We start from the raw sequence: 20,489 nt of genomic DNA, 5'->3' as shown, positions 1-20,489 counted from the left end.
AGCAGGGAAATCGACTCCTTTTCCCGAAAGAATATAATATTCAGTAATTCAGAAAACCATGAAGTCATAAGGCAACGTATCAGCAAGAAGAGGTGGCAGTTATGAAAATCAGCAACAAGGGTTTCGGCGCGTATGACATCCGTGGGATTTATCCAGAGGAGGTCAATGAGGAGCTTGCCTATCGCATCGGGCGCGTTTTCGTCGATCTCTTCCACGCGAAGAAGGTCGCAATCGGGCACGACATCCGTCTTTCCGGGCCTTCGATTCGCGACGCTCTTGCGAAGGGGCTGACAGAGGCGGGCGCCGACGTCATGGACATCGGGCAGTGCGGCACGGAGATGATTTATTTCACGACGGCGCACTACGGGCTGGACGGCGGCATCATGATTACGGCGAGCCACAATCCGAAAGAGTATAACGGCATGAAGTTCGTGCGCAAGGAATCGCGCCCGATTTCGAGTGATACGGGGCTCAAGGACATTGAGAAGGCCGTGATGGAGGGCGACTTCAAGCCGCTCGATCGCCCGAAAGGGAAGATCGAAGAGGTCTATGTGCTCGATGAGTACGTCAAGCACATCCTGACATACGTCGATGTCAAGGCACTGAAGCCCTTCAAAATTGTCGTCAATACGGGCAACGGTGCGGCAGGGCCAATCATCAATGCGCTCGAAAAGCATCTGCCCTTTGAGATGGTCAAGGTGTTCAACGAGCCGGACGGCAATTTCCCGAACGGCGTGCCGAATCCGATTCTGCCGGAGAACCGCGAGGCGACGGCGAAGGTCGTGCGCGAATCGGGCGCTGCTGTCGGCATCGCGTGGGACGGCGACTTCGACCGCTGCTTCCTCTTTGACGAGAAGGGCGGCTTCATCGAGGGATACTACATGGTCGGCTTCCTCGCGCAGGCGTTCCTCAAGAAGAACAAGGGCGCGAAGATCATCTACGATCCGCGTCTCGTCTGGAACACGATCGAGATCTGCGACGAGCTTGGCGGCGAGGCTGTGATGTGCAAGAGCGGCCACGCGTTTATCAAGGACAAGATGCGCGAGGTCAATGCGGTCTACGGCGGCGAGATGAGCGCACATCACTACTTCCGCGACTTCTCTTACTGCGACAGCGGCATGATTCCGTGGCTCTTGGTGCTCGAACTGATGAGCGCGGCAGGAAAGCCCCTGTCCGAACTTATGGCGGAGCGCATGGCGCGCTATCCGATCTCGGGCGAGGTCAACAGCAAGGTTGCCGACGCGCACGCCGTGATGAAGAAGGTCGAGGAAATCTACGGCGGCAAGGGCAAGGTCACGAAGGTGGACGGACTCTCCGTCGAGTTCGCGGACTGGCGCTTCAACCTGCGCATGTCGAACACGGAGCCGGTGATCCGTCTCAACGTGGAGACGCGTCATGATGAAAAATTGATGAGGGAAAAGACGGAGGAACTCCTCGCTGTCATTCGGGGGTGATGATGGCAAAGCAGAAAATCCGCAAGGCGATCATTCCTGCAGCGGGACTCGGCACGCGTTTCTTGCCGGCGACGAAGGCGCAGCCGAAGGAGATGCTGCCCATCGTCGATACGCCGGCCATCCAGTTCATCGTCGAGGAGGCCATCGCCTCGGGCATTGAGGAAATCTTGATCATCACGGGGCGCAACAAGCGCTCGATCGAGGATCACTTTGACCGCTCGTTGGAGCTTGAAATGCAGCTCAAGGAGCACGGCAAGTATGACATGCTCAAGATGGTCGAGGAGATCTCGGACATCCAGATTCACTTCATTCGCCAGAAGGAGGCGCGCGGACTCGGCCACGCCGTGCTCTGCGCGCGCCAGTTCGTTGGCGACGAGCCTTTCGCCGTGCTCCTCGGTGACGATCTCGTCGACGCGAAGGTGCCGTGCCTCGCGCAGCTCATCGACGTCTATGAGGATTACGGCGACAGCGTGCTCGGCGTGCAGCAGGTGCCGCAGAGCCAGGTTTCGCGCTACGGTATTGTCGCCACGCACAAGGTGAAGCCGAATGTTTGGCAGGCGGTCGATCTCGTGGAAAAACCCGAGGCAGAAAAGGCACCGTCGCGTCTCGCCGTGCTCGGCCGCTATGTGCTGACACCGGCCATTTTCGACATCTTGGAGCATACGAAACCGGGTGCGGGAGAGGAGATCCAGCTGACGGACGCCATCTGTGAGCTTGCGCGCAAGGAAAAGGTCTACGCCTATCGTTTTGAGGGAAGGCGCTACGACATCGGCGACAAGGAAGGCTTCTTGGAGGCGACGGTGGAGCAGGCGCTGAAGCGTCCCGAGATCCGCGACGACTTCATGGCGTATCTCGTGCAACGGATCGGGCCTTTGCTCCGACAAAAGATGGAAGAAGATGCGGAGTAATTGCCTAAATTAAGATTGTTCTTTTTCCGGCAGTGTGCTATACTGTAAGTATTAAGTTCTGATGTGATTCCGTTTCTCAAATATGACTGATGGCATGGGGGTTGATGCTTGATGGGGTTGAAGTTGAAGTCGGGATTCCTTTTTGACTACGATAATCTCTATGGCGAAGGGAAAGTGACGAAGGCCGATGTCGAGGCGATGGCGGACGACTTGAAGAAGGCGCATGAGGCGATGAAGGTCATGCGCTCGACGGGCGTGATTCGCGGTCATCTGTCGAAGGACGGCACGCCGGAGAAGGTGCTTTTCTCCGAGCTGCCGTATGTCGCCGATGGTCATTTGAACTCGCCCGCCTCGCTCGCGCGTCTGAAAGAACTGACGGCGCATGTGAAAGATCATACGGATGCCGTCGTTTCGCTCGGCATCGGCGGTTCGTTCCTCGGCAACAAGGTGCTCTTCGATGTCGAGTGCGGTGCATACTGGAACGAGAGGACGGATGAAGAGCGCGGCGGCTTCCCCAAAGTCTATTTCAGCGGCAACAATATCGACCCGCGCGCGACGGGCGACCTCATCCGTTCGCTCAAAAATCAGGCGAAGATTGCCAGAAGCCATAAGAAGCGTGCGCTTCGCGTGATGCTCCTCGTGATCTCGAAGTCGGGCGGCACGCTTGACACGATGTCGAACTTCATGGTAGTCTACAAGGCGCTGCAAGATGATGCGGATATCGAGGTCGAAGTCGTCGCCGTGACCGATCCGAATGAGACCCAGCCGACGCTCCTCAAGAAGCTCGCGCAGGACAAGGGCTGGCAGACGTTTGCCGTGCCCGACGGCGTGGGCGGACGCTTCTCGATCTTCTCCGAGGTCGGGCTGTCGCTCGCAGCCTGCGTCGGCTTCGACATCGAATCGTTTCTCGCGGGCGCTCGTGCGATGGACGAGGCGTGCCGAACGGATGACGTCTGGCAGAATCCGGCGATGCTCAATGCGGTCTTGAAGTTCATCGCTTCCGAGAAGTACGGGCGCGACATCGAGGTCATGATGCCCTACGGCGACTACATGAAGTCGGTTTCCGAGTGGTACATCCAACTCTTGGCGGAGTCTTTGGGCAAGGAGGTCGATCGCGAGGGCAATGAAGTCTGCTATGGCAGGACGCCCGTCGTCGCCGTCGGCACGACGGACATGCATGCGCAGACGCAGCAGCATCAGGAGGGAAAGCGCAACAAGGTCGTGCAGTTCATCCGCTTGGAAAAGTGGGCGGACGATCTCGTGATTCCGAACGAATTTCCCGATGTCAAGAAACTCGCGGACATCTCGGGCCTGACGATGGGCGAGGCGCTTGAGGTCGCGCGTCAGTCGAACGCCGATGCGCTCGCGTCGAATGCGCGTTTCAACGCATTGTTCTCGCTGCCTGAACTCAATGCCTTCCATCTGGGCGAGCTGCTCTATCTCTTGGCGCTGAGCATCGCCTACGAGGGCGAGTTTGCCGATGTCGACGCGTTCAATCAGCCCGGCGTCGAGTCGTACAAGCGCATCATGGGGCCGAAGCTCGAAGCGCTCAAGGCGGCGAAAAAGTAGCTGGGGCGTGCCGCAAAGGAAAGGAACATAAAGGAAGATAACGGACGGAAGCTCTGCTAGGATCTTCTTGCAGAGAGCTTCCGCAAGACATAGGGAGCATCGACGGATCGGTGTTTCCGTCGTATACTCGCAAGAGGCGAGTTCAACAGCTCTGCGGATTCTGGCAAGGAGGAAGCGGGGCTGTTTTATTCCTTGAAAGGAGGTGATGGAGAATGCTGGAAAGGGATGAGAGAAAATCAGGCGAAGAGATGAAGGAGAATGCGGGCGTGCGTGAAGTTTTGGCGGACGGTTGGTTTACCGCCTTGCGCGAACGCCTTGTCGGCACTGGTGAGGATGTCAGGCTGCAAGGGCGGCGACCGATTCTTCTCGCGGCTCTTCTTGTCGCCGTGGGCACGTGGTTCTTCGTTGAAGGGACGGAGCCGGAGGCAGGCGTGTTCGTCGCATCGCCCTCGGCAGCAGTGTCTCAGACGCCGCTGCACGAAGAGGCGGCAGGAGCGAAGGAGGCGCGGAATGGAAAGGCGCTGGCCGATCCGTTCGCGCTGCTGCATGGTGAGGAGCAGGCGACGGTTGCAGCGATGGCTGCCGTCGGCGGCGGTGACGAACGATGTGTTGCCGCGCTGAACCGTGCGGCGGACAAGAGCGGCAGCGATCCGAGCGCAGGCGGGCGCCAAGATGAGAAGGCTGCCGGCGTCGCAGCGGGAAAGGCCGCCGGTGCCGCCGTGCCACAGGTGCGCGGCACGGTGACGAGCAATGTCGGAACCGTGCTGCTGCTCTCGGTTGGCGGGCATGACTTTTTCCTCTCCGAGGGCGAGGAAAAAGAGGGCGTGCTGCTGCAGTCGCTTTCGGACAAAAGTGCTGTCGTCGTGGTCGGCGGCAGATCGTACACACTGAACCTGCCCGGCTGAATCTGCTCGATGCAGTTCGGGGACAGATAGCGTCATCAGGGATGCGTTGGGAGAGAATGGTTTGTGCTCCAAGGAGGGAGTTCGATATGGGCATCTCGCCGAGAGTCGGTGCATTTTTCCTTGCCGCATGGTTTGCCGGCGCTTTACCGGCAGCGGCCTCTCCCTTGACGCTTGAAGTTGTCGATGCGGATGTGACGGCGCTTCTGACGTCCATCGCACGGCTTTCGGGACTCGACCTCATACTTGACGATTCTGTGAAAGGACGCATCAGCTTGAGCCTCAAGGATGTCGAGCCGGAAGAAGCTCTGATGCTCATCAGCAGGGCGAAGGGGCTGGCGGTGCAGCATGAGGGAAAAGTCCTTCTCGTGCGTGCGGCGAAGGAGGCGGCGCCTTTTTACCGCATGCACGTCTTGCCCGTTCACCATGCGGATCTTGATACGGCATTCGCTGCCGTAAAATTATCTTTGGGAGAAGCAGGAATTTCCGCGATAGACGAGAATAAGAAAAATGGGAAGGAAGATATAAGCGAGCAGGGGCTTTACCGAACGGGAGAGCGGCTTTTGATTGACCGTGCGACAAATGCCCTGCTTTTCTATGGAACAGAAGAGGAGAAGGCACGCGCTGAGGCCGTGCTGCATTCACTCGATGTGCCTACCGAGCAGGTATCCTTGGAGGCGCGTGTCGTCGCCTTGGAGAAGAATGCGGCGAAGGAGCTCGGCGTGGACTGGGACTGGTCGCCGCTGCCCATCGATCCGCACGGCACGTCGAAGAGCGGCGCGGAAGGCAGCAGACGGGGCATCGACGGCGAGGTGCCGGGCGTCATCCGCTTCGGCAGAACGCCCGAAGGCAAGCCATACGAGTTCTACTATCGGGCAAAGATTGCGGCACTCATCACGGACGGCAAGGCAAATGTCTTGGCACGTCCCAATATCACGACACTGCAGGGCAGGGAAGCTGTGATCAACATCGGCGGTTCCGTGCCCGTGCCCGAGACGCAGACGACGAATTCTACGGTGACGACCTCAATAACGTATAAGAAGGCGGGCATCATCCTGCGCTATACGCCGCGTATCCATGAAAACGGCGAGATCACGGCGCGGGTTCATACGGAGGTCAGTTCCCCCGTCTACGTCGATGCGCTCAAGGCGTACAAGTTCCAGGAGCGCTCGGCCGATACGACCGTGCGCTTAAAAGACGGCGAGACCATGGTCATTGGCGGCCTCATCGGCAGCGAGGAATCGCGCGTCTTTGCAAAGGTGCCGCTTTTGGGTGACATCCCCATACTTGGCACATTCTTCAAAAGCGTGCGCCGCACGAAGACTGATTCGGAAATCATGATATTTTTGACCGCGCACATCTTGCGCGATACTTCTCCGCCTGCCGAAGGAACGGCAGAATCAGAGCGGAAAGGAAAGGATGTTTGGCAATGACAATCAAGATCTTGATCGCAGACGACCATGCGCTGCTTCGGCAGGGGGTCAAACGCGTGCTGAATTTCGAGGACGACCTGGAGGTCATCGGCGAGGCGGAGGATGGGCAGGAGACGCTTGCCAGAACCCTCGTCCTGCAGCCCGACGTGCTGCTCCTCGACCTCAATATGCCGGGGCTGTCGGGTCTTGAGGTAGCGTGCCAGCTTCAGGCGGCGAAGTCCAGAACCAAGATCATCGTGCTGACGATTCACGACAGCGACAACTACGTACTCGAACTCTTGAAGAACGGCGTTCTCGGGTATCTCCTCAAGGATGTCGAACCTTCGATGCTCATCAAGGCGATCCACGTCGTCAACGAGGGCAACGCTTTCGTCTATCCGTCGCTCGCCGAGCGTCTCTTCGGCGGCGTTTCCGAGGACGAGAACATCAACGAGAAGGCGCGCACGATGTGGCGCGAGAGCCGCTCCGAACGCCTGACCTCGCGTGAGATGGACGTCTTGTCGTGCATTGCCAAGGGCTTCAGCAACCAGGACATCGCGCAGGCGCTCTTCGTCAGCGAGAAGACGGTCAAGAATCATCTGACGAATATCTTTAGAAAACTCAACGTCAACGACCGCACGCAGGCTCTGATCTATGTCTTGAAGCACAAGATCATGACGCTGGAATGAGCAGCAGGCATTTTCGGCCGATGCATACGGAGCGTATGCATCGGCCTTTTTATGATAATTATTATCTACAAGGACTTTTGCTTTATGGGATTGACATTTACGATAAAACCACCTAAAATGAAAGGAAATAAATCCCGAGTAGTTTACCATGAAACCCCAAGAGCTCAAGCCGAAGGCGCGAGCGATTGAACATAATGCGTTGCACGGCGGCGAATTGCCAAAAAATTCCGTGCGGAAGAAAGGAGCATCATCATGTCGGATGCATTGCTGAACATCAAGAATCTCTCCGCAGGCGTGGAGGGAAAAGCGATATTGAAGAACCTCAGCCTGACGATCAACAAGGGCGAGGTGCATGTGATCCTAGGGCCGAACGGCTCAGGCAAGTCGACGCTCATGAACGTCATCATGGGTCATCCGAAGTACGAGGTGACGGCGGGCGATATTTCTTTCGAGGGCAGGAGCCTCTTAGAGAAGAAGACGTTCGAGCGCGCGCGGGAGGGTCTCTTCCTCTCGTTCCAGACGCCCGAGGAGATTCCGGGCATCACGGTCGAGAACATGCTTCGGACGGCGAAGCAGGCGGTGACGGGCGAGAAGGTCAAGATCATGGCTTTCAAGAAGGAACTCAAAAAGACGATGGAAGAGCTGAAGATCGATCCTTCGTACGCCGAGCGCTACATGAACGTGGGCTTTTCGGGCGGCGAGAAGAAGCGTAACGAGATCCTGCAGCTTTTGATGCTCGCGCCGAAGCTCGCGCTGCTCGATGAGACGGATTCGGGACTCGACGTCGACGCCGTGCAGATCGTTTCCTCGGGCATCGAGAAGTATCATACGGCGGACAACAGCTGCCTCATCATCACGCACAACTCGAAGATTCTGGAAAAGCTCAAGGTCGACCGCGTGCATGTCATCATCGGCGGCACGATCGTCGAAGAGGGCGGCCCCGAACTCATCGACGAGGTGAATCGCCGCGGCTTCACGCACATCCTTGACGACGCTGCGGCAAAGTGAGGTGGGCGAGATGGCAAAGAAGAAAACCTTTGTGGAGGACATCGAGCGCACGCTCTACGACATCAAGAACCACGACGTCCCCGTCTACAAGGCGCAGCAGGGGCTGACGGAGGACATCATCCGCGACATCGCGAAGCAGAAGCACGATCCCGACTGGATGCTTGAGTTTCGTCTGAAATCGCTGGAGACGTACAACAAGATGGCGCTTCCCTCGTGGGGGCCTGACCTCTCGGAGCTTGATATGAACGAGATCGTCACCTACGTGCGCCCCGATGCGAAGATGACGGGAAACTGGAAGGAAGTTCCCGAGGACATCAAGGACACGTTCGACCGCCTCGGCATTCCTGAGGCGGAGAAGACGTCGCTCGCGGGCGTCGGCGCACAGTACGATTCGGAAGTCGTCTACCACAGCATACAGGACAGTCTCGTGAAGCAGGGCGTCGTCTACACCGATATGGAAACAGCGCTCGTCGAGCACGAGGACTTGGTCAAGAAATACTTCATGAAGCTCGTGCCGCCGAAGGATCACAAGTTCGCGGCGCTGCACGGCGCCGTCTGGTCGGGCGGCTCCTTCGTCTATGTGCCCGAGGGCGTCGACGTGGAGATCCCGCTGCAGTCGTATTTTCGACTCAACGCGCCGGGCGCGGGGCAGTTCGAACACACGCTGATCATCGTGGAAAAGGGCGCGAACCTGCACTTCATCGAGGGATGCTCGGCGCCGAAATACAATGTGACGAACCTCCATGCAGGCTGCGTCGAGCTGTTTGTCAAGGAAGGGGCGCGGCTTCGCTACTCGACGATCGAGAACTGGTCGCGCAACATGATGAACCTCAATACGAAACGCGCCCTCGTCGAGAAGGACGGCCTGATCGAGTGGGTCTCCGGATCTTTCGGCTCGCACGTCTCCATGCTCTACCCGTGCAGCATTCTGCACGGTGAGCGCGCACGTTGCGAGTTCACGGGCGTGACCTTCGCGTCGAAAGGGCAGACGCTCGACACGGGCGCGACGGTCATCCACACGGCGCCGCACACATCGGCGACGATCAACACGCGCTCGATTTCGAAGGCGGGCGGCAAGGCGATCTACCGAAGCGCTGTGAAGGTAGCGAAGAACGCACCTTTCACGAAGTGCTCGGTCAACTGCGAATCCTTGATGCTCGACAGCATCTCTCGCTCCGACACGCTTCCTGCCATGGACATCGAGGGCGATGAGGCGGACATCGGGCACGAGGCGAAGATCGGCCGCATCAGCGACGAGGCGGTCTACTATCTGACGAGCCGGGGCATCGACGAGGAGGAGGCGCGCGCGATGATCGTGCGCGGTTTCGTCGAGCCGATTGCGAAGGAACTGCCTTTGGAATATGCCGTTGAGATGAACAATCTCGTCAATATCGAGCTTGAAGGCACGATGGGATAAGGAGGGGAAGAATATGCAGAATCAAGAACTTTTCAGCTCCATTCCCATGCGCACATGGCGCTGGCTCGGCGTCAACGGCGCAGCTCTGCCCGATGGACTCGATGCCGCCGAAGTGCAGAAGATCCATGTGAAGGCGGGCGAGAAGAAGGAAGCCGTCCAGATCTATCGGGAGGGCGGCCATGCCGAGATCGAGGCGCATGTTGAGGCGGGCGGCACTCTTTCCCTCGTCAAGGTGCAGCTCGTGCCCGAGGGGGAAAATCATGCCGACGACGTCAAGGTGCGCGTCGAAGAGGGCGGCGCATTTTCCTATACGATCATCGAGATCGGCGCGAACGAGCTCGTGTCGAAGCTTTCCGTCGAGCTTGCGGGAAAGGACGCCGCAGCGGATATCGCGGCCTTTTACTTCGCTGACAAGAAGCGCAAGTTCGACTTCAACTATCTCGTGCGCCAGAGGGGCGCGCACACCGACGCAAATATGCAGGTCAAGGGCGCGTTGATGGACGAGGCGCAGAAGGTGTTTCGCGGCACGCTCGACTTCATCGCAGGCTCAGCCGGCTCCGTCGGGCGTGAGAACGAGGACGTCATCATCCTCTCTCCCGGCGTGCGCAACCGCTCTGTGCCGCTGATGCTCTCAGGTGAGGGCGACGTCGACGGACATCATGCCGTGAGCATCGGCAAGATGGACGAGACGAAGCTCTTCTATCTGATGAGCCGCGGACTCGATCTCGCCGAGGCGCGGCGTCTCGTCGTCGAGGCCGACCTCTTCCCCGTGCTCGCGCGCATTTCGGACGAAGCGCTCAAGGAGGAGATTGCCGCTTCCATCGAAGGGAGGATCGAAGATGCGGACTGAGGAAGACATTCGCAAGGATTTTCCCTTGCTTACGCACAAGATGAACAACCAGCCGCTCGTCTACCTCGACAACGGTGCGACGACGCAGAAGCCGAACGAGGTCATTCAGGCGATCTGCGGCTACTATGGCGGCTGCAACGCGAACCCGCATCGGGGCGCGTACGCGCTTTCCGTCAAGGCGACGGACATCTACGAGTACACGCGCGCCGCGACACGCTCCTTCATCCACGCGCGCCTGCCGCAGGAGATCATCTTTACGAAGAACGCGACGGAGGCGCTGAACCTCGTCGCCTACAGCTACGGTCTCGCGAATGTCGAGGCGGGCGACGAGATCGTCATCTCCATCGCCGAGCATCACTCGAATCTCGTGCCGTGGCAGATGGTCGCCCAGGCGAAGGGCGCTGTCTTGAAGTACATGTACCTCGAAAAGGACGGCAGGCTCTCCGTAAAGGAAGCGAAGAAGAAGATCACGAAGAAGACGAAGATCGTCGCCGTCACGGAAGTCTCGAACGTCCTCGGCCTCATCAACCCGGTTCGTGAGATTGCCGCCGTCGCGCACGAAAACGGCGCCGTGATCCTCGTTGACGGCTCGCAGAGCGCGGCGCACATGGCGGTCGATGTGCAGGATATGGACTGCGACTTCTTCGCCTTTTCGGGACACAAGCTGCTTTCGCCCATGGGCATCGGCGTGCTCTACGGCAAGGAGGCCTTGCTCGACGCCATGCCGCCATTTTTGCGCGGCGGCGACATGATCGAGTACGTCACGGAGCAGGAGACGACGTTCGCCGAGCTGCCGCAGAAGTTCGAGGCGGGTACGCAGAACGTCGGCGGCGCGGCAGGCCTTCGCGCCGCTATCGAATACCTCGAAAAGACGGGCTTCGACACCGTGCGCCGCATCGAGCAGGAACTTGTGAACTACGCGCTGCCCAAATTGCGCGAGATCCCCTTCGTCGAGCTTTACGGCTGCGACGCCGACCCTGCCTTGAAGACGGGCATCATCACGTTCAACGTCAAGGACGTCCATCCGCACGACGTTGCGACGATCCTTGACTCCTTCGGCGTCGCCGTGCGTGCCGGCCACCACTGCGCCCAGCCGCTGATGAAGTATCTGGGGCAGAATGCCACATGCCGCGCGAGCTTCTACCTCTACAACACGAAGGCGGATGTCGACCGCTGGCTCGAAGCCTTGAAAGAGGTCAGGAAGGTGATGCATCTATGAGCCTTACGGACATCTATACGGAGCTGATCGCCGAGCACAGCCGCTCGACGGAAAACAAGCATGAACTTGCGGGCGCGACCATCAAGGAGCGCGGGCACAATCCCTCGTGCGGCGACGAGATCACGTTGGAGCTCATCGTCGAGGCGGGCAAGATCAAGGACGCTGCCTTCACGGGCGTCGGCTGTGCCATCTCGCAGGCTTCTACCTCAATGATGATCGACCTCGTCAAGGGCAAGAGCGTTGAAGAAGCGCACCATCTCACCGATCTCTTCATCTCGATGATCAAGGGCAGAAAGCTCTCGGAGGAAGAACTAGAAGAACTCGACGAGGCTGCCGCGCTTGAAGGCGTCTCGCACATGCCCGCACGCGTCAAGTGCGCTGTGCTTTCGTGGCACACGCTTGATACGGCGCTTAAAAAGGAATAAGGAAGAAGCCGCTCCTGCATCATTTTGATGTCGGGGGCGGCTTTTTCATCACAATCAAGAAGAAATCGTTTAATAAAAGGCGTGAAAATAACGAAATAAGTAGTGAAGTGGGTTCATATCCCATGATATGTTTTTCGGAAAGCCTTGCTTTGGTTAGTAAGGGATTGCCAAGAGGGGGTATAGGCAATGTGGCAGTATAAGGCGGATATTCCCGAAACACACTATCAAAATCAATGCGTCAAGCTTCTCTTGCAAAAGCTCGGCGCTATCTTGTTCAGCTACGAACTGAAGACGGATACGATGTCCTTTCGCTTGGTGCGCGGCGGTATGCAGGTGCGTGAGATCGAGGGCTTTCGCCGCACGATGAATGCCGAGCGGCGGTTGATGGTACACCCGGATTTCCTTGAGCAGATGATCGCCTTCTTTTCGGGTCAGAATACGGAACGCGACAGTTTTCTGCTTGACATGGGAAATCCTCCGACGGGCAAGTACTCGTGGTACAAGTTCGTCATCGAGCGGGAGAATGATGAATGTGGACACTTGAGCACCGTGCGCGGCGTCATGTGGCGCACGGATCGCCTGCATGATGCGGCGAAGGAGGGCGGACGCTTCCGTTCCGAACTCGATCCCGTCACGGGCGTTGCCAACGAGAGCGGCTTGCTTAAGGAAGCCGATTGTTTCTTGGCGGGCGAAGGCAAGAAGGACGTCCATGCACTCATCCTCGTGCGCTTGGAGCGCTATGGGGATTTGGAAAAGCGTCTGGGGAAGCGCGGCGCGGAGACGCTTCTCGTGCGGCTCTGCAACTCCATCGGCAGCAAGTTCCGCTCGGGCGATGTGCTCGCGCATCTTGGCGATGGCGCGTTCGCCGTCTTTGTGCGCGATGTGACGAGCAAGCCGCTTTTGGAACTGAACGCCAAGGGCATCGAAGCAATTTTCCGTCCGGGAAATGCGGAATACGGAAAGTACGGCATGAAGTGCCGCATCACGCTCGCCTATTCGCCGGAGGAAGGCATACGCTGCCGCGACCTTCTCGACGCTGCGAGGGAAAAGGCGCCGCTTCTCTGAGTGTGCGGCAGATAAATATACAGCAAAAAAGCCTGCCCTCCGAAGAGGTGCAGGCTTCATTTTCATGGTGCGATCGGCGCGATTCGAACGCGCGACCCCCTGCTTAGGAGGCAGATGCTCTATCCAGCTGAGCTACGACCGCAGGCAACGTGTATATTCTAGCAGAAGAAGCGCGAATATGCAAGCGCTAAAAGCGCGGCAAAGGAACGGGGCGAGATGTTCGGCATGGTTTTTCTGTGCGGAGCAGTCAATCATTTTTCCGAAGTGCGTGGTCGACGTCTTCCTGTCTGCCTGCGACAAGGACGGCGGCATTGGCGGCTAGGATGGTTTGGGCGGAGATATTGAGGTCGATACGGTCGGCTGCTTTTATGCCGAGGATGTTCAAGTGATGACGGCGGCGGACGTCGAGCTCGCCGATGCTTTTTCCCGCCCACGCTCTGGGCACGGGCACTTCATAGATGGCGTATTCGTCGCTGAGCGGGAAGTAGTCGAGGATGTGGTTGGAACCGCAGCGGATGGCCGTCCAAAGGGCGAGTTGGCGCTCGGGGTAGACGGTTTCGTCCGCGCCGTTTCGCAGCAGAAATTTCTCATGAATGTCACGCGAAGCGCGTGCTACGACATAGCGAGCGCCGAACTCCTTGAGGAGCGAGGTCGTTTCGAGGGAGCTCTGAAAGTCATCGCCGATGGCGACGATGCAGACATCGAAGCTGGGGATGTCGAGAGACTGCAGAAAGTCTGCATTGGTGCTGTCGGCGATGAGCGCATTCGTCACGAGCGGCAGTATGCGATTTACACGGTCTTCGTCGTGGTCGACGGCGAGGACCGCATGCTGCATGTCGTGCAGCTTTTCGGCAATGTGGCGGCCGAAGCGGCCGAGACCGATGAGCAGGATGGATTTCATGATGTTCCTCCTATCCGATGGTGATTCGTTCCTCCGGGCGGCGTCCGGATTCGTGCCGGCCGCGCGCGTGTGCCGCAAAGATGACCGTGAGGCCGCCGATGCGTCCGAAGAACATTAAAATCATCATGACGCATTTGGAAAGCGGGCCAAGATCCTCGGTGACGCCGATGGAAAGACCGACGGTCCCCAACGCGGAAGCCGTCTCAAAAGCGCTGTCAATCAAGCGAATGTCGTCGATGAGGTTGAGCAGCACGCTGCCAGAGGCAAAAAGCAGTAGATACATCATGAGGATGGTGACGGCGTGACGCTGGGTTTCGGGCGAAAGACGACGAGAGAAGCAGGTCGGATTCTCTTTGAGCTGAAAGGTGGCGATCATGATGGCGAACAAGGTGAAAGCCGTCGTCGTCTTGATGCCGCCCGCCGTGGAGCCGGGAGAGCCGCCGATGAGCATCAGGACGATGAGAGCGGCGCGTCCCGTCTCGCTGAAGTCTTTGATGTCGATCGTATTGTAGCCGGCAGTGCGGGTTGTGACGGATTGAAAGAGGGAGATCAGGAAGTGTTCGCCCGTGGAAACGCCGGGATCAAGCTCGAAGAAAAAGAAGAAAAGCGCAGGAACAAGGATGAGGACTGCCGTCATCGTGAGGGCGATCTTGCTTTGCAGGCTGTAGGCGCGAAAATTTCTGCGGTTCAGACGTATGTCCGCCCAGGTGGTGAAGCCGAGGCCGCCGGCGATGATGAGGAGCATGACCGTGATGTTTACGACGGGGTCGGCAGCGAAGTCCATCAAGGAATTGCCGAAGAGGTCGAAGCCCGCATTGCAGAAGGATGAGATGGAGTGAAAGACGGCGAAGTAAATGCCGCGCACGAGGCCGACTTTTTGGCAAAAAGAAGGGGCGAGGAAGAGCGCGCCGAGAAATTCGATGAAGAAAGTCAAGCGCAGAATGAAGTAGAGGAGCGGCACGATGCCGCCGAGCTGCGGCGCTGAGACAGCTTCCTTGGAAAGACTGCGCTGCATGAGTCCGATGCGCTGTCCGGAAAGAGCGGCGAGAGAAACGGCGACTGTGATGACGCCGAAGCCGCCGACTTGAATCATGGCGAGGATGACGAGCTGACCGAAAAGCGTCCAGTAGGAAGCGGTGTCCACGGCGGTGAGTCCTGTCACGCAGCTGGCGGAAACGGCGGTGAAGAGCGCGTCCGAAAGGGAGGCGCCTTCGCCGTTTGCCGTTGCCCAAGGCAGCATCAGAAGTCCTGTGCCGCAGAGGATCAGGACGAGGAAACTCAAGATGATGATGCGGAAAGGCGACAGCCTTCGCAAGAGACCGATGATGTTCATAAGACAGCCTCGCTCTATAATAAAGGAATCCCGGATAAATTCAGCTGCCTGTCTTCGCGCATGTGTTTGCCTGCGTTTTTGAAAAGCACGTCCCTATTGTACGCTCCTTTTCTTGTTTATGCAAGGAAAGATACGGAGGCACAAGAGAGCAGGATTATTCTTAAATAATTTTTATTCTCTTATTATCATATCTTTCGTTTTCTGTGGTATAGTGGAGAAAAGAAAGTGCATTTCATGACCTAGAGGGAGGTACCTATGAAAATTCCATCCTTACGCATCATCTGCGCCTTGGGGCTTGCATTTTGTCTGGGCGGCTGCGGGGCGGCGCCCGCATCGATGGCTGAGATGCCTGAGGAAATCGTGCAGAAGAACGCGCCGCGAGACGGCGAGGCGGAGATTTACCTCGCGGGCGGCTGCTTCTGGGGCACGGAGCATTACTTGAGCCTTGCGCCCGGCGTCATATCGGCGGAGAGCGGCTACGCGAACGGGCGCACGGCGCGTCCGTCGTATCGCGAGGTGTGCTCGGGCAGCGGCCATGCCGAAGCCGTGCATGTTGTCTATGATCCGAAGGTTCTGTCGCTCGAAGAGCTGTTGGAACTGTTTTACGAGTCCATCGATCCGACGGCGAAGAACCGCCAGGGAAACGATGTCGGCGAACAGTATCGTTCGGGCATCTACTATGTGGCAAAGAGCGGCAGGGCGCACGGGGAAGTCGCTGTAATCGGCGATTCGCTGCGTCGCCTGGAGGAGAGGTTGAAAAAGCCTGTCGCCATAGAGACGGGGCCTATCGTGAACTTTTACCGCGCGGAAGAGGAGCATCAGAAGTATCTCGAAAAGCATCCGGACGGCTACTGCCATATCCCGCTTTCTTTGATGTCCGACATGCGCGAGAAGAGCGAAGCGGCGAAGGAAGGGCAGAAGGAGAAGTCTTATGCGAGGCCGTCGGACGAGGAACTCAAGGAGCGCCTGACGGCGATGCAGTACAAGGTGACGCAGGAGAAGGCGACGGAAGCGCCGTTTCAGAATGAATACGATCATGAGTTTCGCGCGGGAATCTATTGCGATGTAACGACGGGGGAGCCGCTCTTCGTCTCGACGCACAAGTACGATTCCGGCTGCGGCTGGCCGGCTTTCTCGCGTCCGATCGATGCCTCGCTCATCGCGGAGCACGAGGATACGTCGCACGGCATGGTGCGAACGGAGGTCACGGCAGCCAAGAGCGGCGCTCACCTCGGGCACGTCTTTGAGGACGGCCCCAAGGCGTTGGGAGGCATCCGCTACTGCATCAACAGCGCTTCTTTGCGCTTCGTGCCGAAAGAAGAGATGGAAGCACAGGGCTACGGTGCGTATCTGCCGCTGCTCGATGAGTGAGAGGCTGTGGAAAAAGGAAGAGCCGGGCGAAGATGGATTTCATCTTCGCCCGGCTCTTTTTGGATGTGCGCCCGGCGGCGCACGGTTCTTTTCAGCCTTGACAATCTTTGGCATAGTGCATACTATGATAGTAGAATAAGGTGAGGAAGCTATAGGCGCGGTGAGGATAATCAAGAAGGACATTCCTGCGGAATATGATATGCTGATTCAAAAATTCCGCTTGATCGACGATACGTTTTTCAACGTATGTTTTGACAACTATGTCGAGGGAATGCAGCTCCTGCTGCGTATCTTCTTTGACCGCGACGATCTCGTTGTCAAGCATGTCGTCACGCAGCAGAGTGCGAATAATCTCTATGGTCGCGGCGTGCGTTTTGATGTTTTGGCGGAGGACAGCGAGGGAAAGCTCTATGACTGCGAGGTACAGCGTGCCAACGAGGGTGCCGCTCCGCGTCGGGCACGCTACAACAGCAGCATGATGGATTCGCGGGAACTGGCAAAAGGAGCGGAGTTCTCTGAACTTCCAGAGACATGGGTGATCTTCATTACAGAAAACGACATCTATGGAGCGGGTTGTCCGCTTTACCATGTGGATCGAATCATAGAGGAGCTTCAGCGACCGTTTGATGAGGGGGCGCATATCCTCTACGTCAATGGTGCGAATCATGATGATACGCCGCTCGGGCGATTGATGCAGGATTTTTTCTGCGAGAATCCAAACAAGATGAATTATAAGGAGCTGGCTGAAAGAGCCGACTATTTTAAGGCAGAAGCAGAGGGGGTAGATACCATGTGCGAATTGATGGAGAAATTCGGAGAGAAGAAATTGGAAGAGGGGCGTATGGAATCGGCTCGTCGAACGGCGACGGCTTTAATTGCTTTGGGGAAACTCACACTTTCCCAGATTGCTGAAGCAACACAGTTGCCCCAGGAAGAAGTTGAACGATTGGCAGGGTCAACAGGAGCATAAGAGAAGATCGCTTGTTCCTCAACATTTTGCCCGAGAGAAGGCCACTGGTTGCATTCAGTGTGTGGAATCTCTCGGGTTTTTGTTGCTAAAAATTCCGACCTTCTGGAAACATGAAAACGACATTTATGGAGAGGGGGTTCCTCTGTACCGTTGATGCAGGAAGAGGTTGAATGTTGGGCAGGAACGACCTGCGTATAAGATGAAAACCTGCTGTGTCTCACTTTGAGACATGTTGCCTTATTCAAAACTTCACCCGAGGGAAAATTTGCCAGAGATATCCGGTGTGCGAAATTCTTCGGTTTTCATATTCTATTAAGAATGATGCTTTTATCTGAGGGTTAATTGTAAAATGAAGTTGAACAGCTAAACAAAAACAAAATCCATAGTGACATCCCGTGCTATAATGCTCATGTGCGGCAAAGTAACACACAAGAATTTTGCAGACAGCAGCCCCTATTATTCCGTATCTGTTTATTAAAATTTAGAAAAACTATAATTTCATATTGACTTTTTTCGATTTGAAGCATATATTTAAATCAAGAAGTTTGGATTTGAGGTGAGAGCATGGCAACTATTTATGAGGAAAGAGCAAAAATCTTTAAAGCTTTAAGTGATGCGCGTAGATTACGCATTTTAGAACTTTTGCAGAATGGAGAAAAGTGTACTTGCACTTTAACCGATGAAGTGAATATGCCTCAATCTTCGCTTTCCTATCACATGAAAATTCTATGTGAAGCAGGTATTGTGACAGGTCGTGAGGACGGTAAATGGACACATTACCAAATCAGCAAGCAAGGCAGTGAAAAGGTACTGGCTTTATTGAAAGATACGATTGCTATTGACGAAACAAATATGAGTTGTAATAAGTGTTCAAACACCTAAAAGCCGTTCCAATATGGCAACGGCTTTTTTTAGGAATATCAAATCGAAAATTCTTGATTTATAAGAAAGAGAGGTTAGGATATGCAGGCACTAAAAAGTGTTTGGGATTTCTTTCAGAATGAAATCCTCGGTATGAAATGGCTAAACCAACTGATAGGCAATCTGTTAGAAGCGTGTGGTCTATCTACTGAAACTCGGTTAGGGGGAAGCGTTCAGTTTTTCATCTACGACACCATAAAAATTATGCTATTGCTGGGCGTTTTAATTTTGATAATTTCGTATATTCAAAGTTATTTCCCGCCGGAGAGAACCAAAAAGATATTAGGGAGATTTCGAGGAATAGGGGCAAATATGATAGCTGCCCTTTTGGGAACAGTTACGCCGTTTTGTTCTTGTTCGTCCATTCCAATATTTATCGGTTTTACCAGTGCCGGGCTGCCGCTGGGTGTTACGTTTTCTTTTTTAATTTCTTCTCCTATGGTAGACCTCGGTTCTCTTGTACTCCTTATGAGCATATTTGGCTGGAAAGTGGCAATCGTGTATGTTCTGCTCGGACTTATAATTGCTGTTGCAGGAGGGAGTTTAATCGAAAAATTACACCTTGAAAATGAAGTAGAGGAATACATTAAAAATGGAAAATCTGTTGATATTCCGCAGGAAGAATTGCACTTTAAGGATAGACTTCATTTTGCATGGGAACAGGATGTATCCACTGCGAAAAAGGTTGCACCTTATGTCTTGATCGGTGTAGGTATCGGGGCTATTATTCATAACTGGATACCGGAAGAAATCATTGTTAAGATACTCGGAGCTAATAACCCATTTGGTGTAATTATCGCAACTATTGCCGGAGTACCCATGTATGCAGATATTTTTGGAACAATTCCGATTGCAGAAGCACTACTGGCAAAGGGAGCATTGTTGGGCGTTGTTTTATCTTTTATGATGGGCGTTACCACTTTGTCCCTGCCTTCAATGATTATGCTTCGTAAAGCTGTAAAACCTAAACTTTTATGGATTTTTATCGCAATCTGTACGGTTGGAATTATACTGGTTGGCTATCTCTTTAACGCCGTTCAGCCAATGCTAATTTGAAATGAGGTAGAAAAATACACTGCGAAAATGTAAAAGAATGTATTTGTCCTAAAATATCGTGCCAAAATCATGGAAGGTGTTGTGCTTGCGTCATAAAGCACCGTACAACGGATAGTTTGCCTTATTGCTTGTTCCCGGATAATGGTGGGGATAAAAGCAATCGAAATCATTATGAGGTTTTGAAAAAACGCTTTGAAAGCGAAAAATAAATGGAGGTATTCATTATGTCATTATTTAACAGAAAAAACAAAGAAGAAAAAACGCCTGCGTGTGCTTGTAATGCCGGCTGCCCGACAAGCGAGGCAACAGAAATCAAGCTGGAAAAAGAGTGTTGCGGAGAAACAGTGGACGGAATTTGCTGTATTAAGGTTTTAGGTTCTGGTTGCAAAAGCTGTCGTGCACTGTTAGAAGCAACTCAGGAAGCGGTTCATTCAATGGGACTTGCTATTGAGATTGAATATGTTACAGCCATGGAAAAAATCATGCAGTATGGAGTAATGAGTATGCCAGCTCTTGTTGTAAATGAGCAGGTTGCTTCTATGGGAAAGGTGTTGAAATCAAAAGAAGTAGAAACACTTTTGAAAAAATTGATTTAGCAAATCCAGCCGAGCCGGTCAACGGCGAGTGAATGGACTGCGCCCACCGTTGACAGCCCCGTCTGTCTTTGCTGGTGCGCCATGGAGCGCGCCTCGACTTCGGGATCGAGTCGGATTTGTGCGGATACGGTTGCCATAGTATCATCTCCTTTGCTCTTTGTGGAATCGCTGAATTTGTTTGTGCTTCCATAATTATAGTACGATGCCATTACAGCGTAAACTTTCAGGACATATGTTCAGCCGTCACGCGAAGCGGCACAGTTGCTTTTGTGTCCGTTTCCTGCGATGGTGTCATCAGAGAGGCACGCTGTACATATGTCCTCACGCCTTACAGAAGCCTAACCAATCGGTCTGCGCCTACGACTTGACCTCTTGGGGCTTCATGGTAAACAAGAAATCCCCCGAAGCGGCATTTTGCCGTCG

20 protein-coding genes and 1 tRNA gene are annotated in these 20,489 nt (G+C 55.2%); 17 read left to right on the top strand and 4 right to left on the bottom strand.

Annotation, left to right across the window (positions count from 1 at the left end):
• Positions 1-101: 101 nt before the first annotated feature.
• The 12 genes from SELSP_RS09905 (at position 102) to SELSP_RS09850 (ending at position 12,918) form a co-directional block, all read left to right on the top strand.
• A complete protein-coding gene (locus SELSP_RS09905; RefSeq protein ID WP_006190557.1) occupies positions 102-1,454 on the top strand; it encodes a phosphohexomutase domain-containing protein in 1,353 nt (450 codons plus the stop codon).
• Positions 1,454-2,362, top strand: a complete 909-nt coding sequence (galU, locus tag SELSP_RS09900; protein WP_006190560.1) for a UTP--glucose-1-phosphate uridylyltransferase GalU — start codon at positions 1,454-1,456, stop codon at positions 2,360-2,362. The genes SELSP_RS09905 and galU overlap by 1 nt, the downstream gene beginning before the upstream one ends.
• Before the next feature lie 111 nt (positions 2,363-2,473).
• Entirely contained in the window at positions 2,474-3,931 is a 1,458-nt protein-coding gene (locus SELSP_RS09895) for a glucose-6-phosphate isomerase (RefSeq protein ID WP_006190562.1), read from the top strand.
• 212 nt (positions 3,932-4,143) lie between these two features.
• Positions 4,144-4,836 (top strand): hypothetical protein, encoded by a 693-nt coding sequence (locus tag SELSP_RS09890; protein WP_006190565.1) that lies wholly within the window; start codon positions 4,144-4,146, stop codon positions 4,834-4,836.
• A gap of 86 nt (positions 4,837-4,922) precedes the next feature.
• The gene (locus tag SELSP_RS09885; RefSeq protein ID WP_013741000.1) at positions 4,923-6,266 is read left to right on the top strand and encodes a type II secretion system protein GspD; all 1,344 of its coding nucleotides are present in this window, start codon (positions 4,923-4,925) and stop codon (positions 6,264-6,266) included.
• On the top strand, positions 6,263-6,934 hold the full coding sequence (locus tag SELSP_RS09880) for a response regulator (RefSeq protein ID WP_006190568.1): 672 nt from the start codon (positions 6,263-6,265) through the stop codon (positions 6,932-6,934). The genes SELSP_RS09885 and SELSP_RS09880 overlap by 4 nt, the downstream gene beginning before the upstream one ends.
• A gap of 252 nt (positions 6,935-7,186) precedes the next feature.
• Positions 7,187-7,942: a Fe-S cluster assembly ATPase SufC gene (gene sufC / locus SELSP_RS09875; protein WP_006190570.1), complete on the top strand. Its 756-nt coding sequence runs from the start codon at positions 7,187-7,189 to the stop codon at positions 7,940-7,942.
• Between the two features lie 10 nt (positions 7,943-7,952).
• Positions 7,953-9,359: a Fe-S cluster assembly protein SufB gene (gene sufB / locus SELSP_RS09870; RefSeq protein WP_006190585.1), complete on the top strand. Its 1,407-nt coding sequence runs from the start codon at positions 7,953-7,955 to the stop codon at positions 9,357-9,359.
• 13 nt (positions 9,360-9,372) lie between these two features.
• A complete protein-coding gene (locus SELSP_RS09865; RefSeq protein WP_013740999.1) occupies positions 9,373-10,209 on the top strand; it encodes a SufB/SufD family protein in 837 nt (278 codons plus the stop codon).
• Positions 10,199-11,428: a cysteine desulfurase gene (locus SELSP_RS09860; protein WP_006190589.1), complete on the top strand. Its 1,230-nt coding sequence runs from the start codon at positions 10,199-10,201 to the stop codon at positions 11,426-11,428. Before SELSP_RS09865 ends, SELSP_RS09860 begins: the two co-directional genes overlap by 11 nt.
• Complete coding sequence (sufU, locus tag SELSP_RS09855; RefSeq protein WP_006190591.1) at positions 11,425-11,853, top strand: Fe-S cluster assembly sulfur transfer protein SufU; 429 nt, start codon at positions 11,425-11,427, stop codon at positions 11,851-11,853. The genes SELSP_RS09860 and sufU overlap by 4 nt, the downstream gene beginning before the upstream one ends.
• A 186-nt stretch (positions 11,854-12,039) precedes the next feature.
• On the top strand, positions 12,040-12,918 hold the full coding sequence (locus tag SELSP_RS09850) for a diguanylate cyclase domain-containing protein (RefSeq protein WP_006190593.1): 879 nt from the start codon (positions 12,040-12,042) through the stop codon (positions 12,916-12,918).
• A 65-nt stretch (positions 12,919-12,983) separates the two neighbouring features.
• Here the strand turns inward: SELSP_RS09850 and SELSP_RS09845 are convergent.
• The 3 genes from SELSP_RS09845 to SELSP_RS09835 all read right to left on the bottom strand — a co-directional run bounded on the left by SELSP_RS09845 (position 12,984) and on the right by SELSP_RS09835 (position 15,152).
• Positions 12,984-13,060, bottom strand: a tRNA-Arg gene (locus SELSP_RS09845).
• A 105-nt stretch (positions 13,061-13,165) separates the two neighbouring features.
• Positions 13,166-13,819: a potassium channel family protein gene (locus SELSP_RS09840; RefSeq protein ID WP_006190596.1), complete on the bottom strand. Its 654-nt coding sequence runs from the start codon at positions 13,817-13,819 to the stop codon at positions 13,166-13,168.
• A 10-nt stretch (positions 13,820-13,829) separates the two neighbouring features.
• A complete protein-coding gene (locus SELSP_RS09835; protein WP_006190600.1) occupies positions 13,830-15,152 on the bottom strand; it encodes a TrkH family potassium uptake protein in 1,323 nt (440 codons plus the stop codon).
• A gap of 255 nt (positions 15,153-15,407) precedes the next feature.
• On the opposite strand from SELSP_RS09835, the gene msrB reads away from it, so the two are divergent.
• From msrB to SELSP_RS12020, 5 genes are all read left to right on the top strand, one after another.
• A complete protein-coding gene (gene msrB / locus SELSP_RS09830) occupies positions 15,408-16,523 on the top strand; it encodes a peptide-methionine (R)-S-oxide reductase MsrB (RefSeq protein WP_006190603.1) in 1,116 nt (371 codons plus the stop codon).
• 160 nt (positions 16,524-16,683) lie between these two features.
• A complete protein-coding gene (locus tag SELSP_RS09825; protein ID WP_006190606.1) occupies positions 16,684-17,493 on the top strand; it encodes a PD-(D/E)XK nuclease family transposase in 810 nt (269 codons plus the stop codon).
• A 564-nt stretch (positions 17,494-18,057) separates the two neighbouring features.
• Positions 18,058-18,375, top strand: a complete 318-nt coding sequence (locus SELSP_RS12030; RefSeq protein WP_006190609.1) for an ArsR/SmtB family transcription factor — start codon at positions 18,058-18,060, stop codon at positions 18,373-18,375.
• An 81-nt stretch (positions 18,376-18,456) separates the two neighbouring features.
• Entirely contained in the window at positions 18,457-19,470 is a 1,014-nt protein-coding gene (locus tag SELSP_RS09820) for a permease (protein ID WP_006190613.1), read from the top strand.
• 209 nt (positions 19,471-19,679) lie between these two features.
• Complete coding sequence (locus SELSP_RS12020) at positions 19,680-20,066, top strand: thioredoxin family protein (RefSeq protein WP_211204954.1); 387 nt, start codon at positions 19,680-19,682, stop codon at positions 20,064-20,066.
• Here SELSP_RS12020 and SELSP_RS12195 read toward each other — a convergent pair.
• Complete coding sequence (locus SELSP_RS12195; protein WP_013740996.1) at positions 20,063-20,203, bottom strand: hypothetical protein; 141 nt, start codon at positions 20,201-20,203, stop codon at positions 20,063-20,065. The genes SELSP_RS12020 and SELSP_RS12195 overlap by 4 nt on opposite strands.
• Positions 20,204-20,489: the final 286 nt, after the last annotated feature.

Source organism: Selenomonas sputigena ATCC 35185, assembly GCF_000208405.1.
Classification (GTDB): Bacteria; Bacillota; Negativicutes; order Selenomonadales; family Selenomonadaceae; genus Selenomonas; species Selenomonas sputigena.
Note: the sequence above shows the minus strand (reverse complement) of the source record. Positions and strands in the feature narration are given on the sequence as shown.

Coding starts and splice junctions, on each gene's coding strand:
- SELSP_RS09905 (WP_006190557.1), top strand. CDS start 102: ATGAAAATCAGCAACAAGGGTTTCGGCGCGTATGACATCCGTGGGATT.
- galU (WP_006190560.1), top strand. CDS start 1,454: ATGATGGCAAAGCAGAAAATCCGCAAGGCGATCATTCCTGCAGCGGGA.
- SELSP_RS09895 (WP_006190562.1), top strand. CDS start 2,474: ATGGGGTTGAAGTTGAAGTCGGGATTCCTTTTTGACTACGATAATCTC.
- SELSP_RS09890 (WP_006190565.1), top strand. CDS start 4,144: ATGCTGGAAAGGGATGAGAGAAAATCAGGCGAAGAGATGAAGGAGAAT.
- SELSP_RS09885 (WP_013741000.1), top strand. CDS start 4,923: ATGGGCATCTCGCCGAGAGTCGGTGCATTTTTCCTTGCCGCATGGTTT.
- SELSP_RS09880 (WP_006190568.1), top strand. CDS start 6,263: ATGACAATCAAGATCTTGATCGCAGACGACCATGCGCTGCTTCGGCAG.
- sufC (WP_006190570.1), top strand. CDS start 7,187: ATGTCGGATGCATTGCTGAACATCAAGAATCTCTCCGCAGGCGTGGAG.
- sufB (WP_006190585.1), top strand. CDS start 7,953: ATGGCAAAGAAGAAAACCTTTGTGGAGGACATCGAGCGCACGCTCTAC.
- SELSP_RS09865 (WP_013740999.1), top strand. CDS start 9,373: ATGCAGAATCAAGAACTTTTCAGCTCCATTCCCATGCGCACATGGCGC.
- SELSP_RS09860 (WP_006190589.1), top strand. CDS start 10,199: ATGCGGACTGAGGAAGACATTCGCAAGGATTTTCCCTTGCTTACGCAC.
- sufU (WP_006190591.1), top strand. CDS start 11,425: ATGAGCCTTACGGACATCTATACGGAGCTGATCGCCGAGCACAGCCGC.
- SELSP_RS09850 (WP_006190593.1), top strand. CDS start 12,040: ATGTGGCAGTATAAGGCGGATATTCCCGAAACACACTATCAAAATCAA.
- SELSP_RS09840 (WP_006190596.1), bottom strand. CDS start 13,819: ATGAAATCCATCCTGCTCATCGGTCTCGGCCGCTTCGGCCGCCACATT.
- SELSP_RS09835 (WP_006190600.1), bottom strand. CDS start 15,152: ATGAACATCATCGGTCTCTTGCGAAGGCTGTCGCCTTTCCGCATCATC.
- msrB (WP_006190603.1), top strand. CDS start 15,408: ATGAAAATTCCATCCTTACGCATCATCTGCGCCTTGGGGCTTGCATTT.
- SELSP_RS12030 (WP_006190609.1), top strand. CDS start 18,058: ATGGCAACTATTTATGAGGAAAGAGCAAAAATCTTTAAAGCTTTAAGT.
- SELSP_RS09820 (WP_006190613.1), top strand. CDS start 18,457: ATGCAGGCACTAAAAAGTGTTTGGGATTTCTTTCAGAATGAAATCCTC.
- SELSP_RS12020 (WP_211204954.1), top strand. CDS start 19,680: ATGGAGGTATTCATTATGTCATTATTTAACAGAAAAAACAAAGAAGAA.
- SELSP_RS12195 (WP_013740996.1), bottom strand. CDS start 20,203: ATGGCAACCGTATCCGCACAAATCCGACTCGATCCCGAAGTCGAGGCG.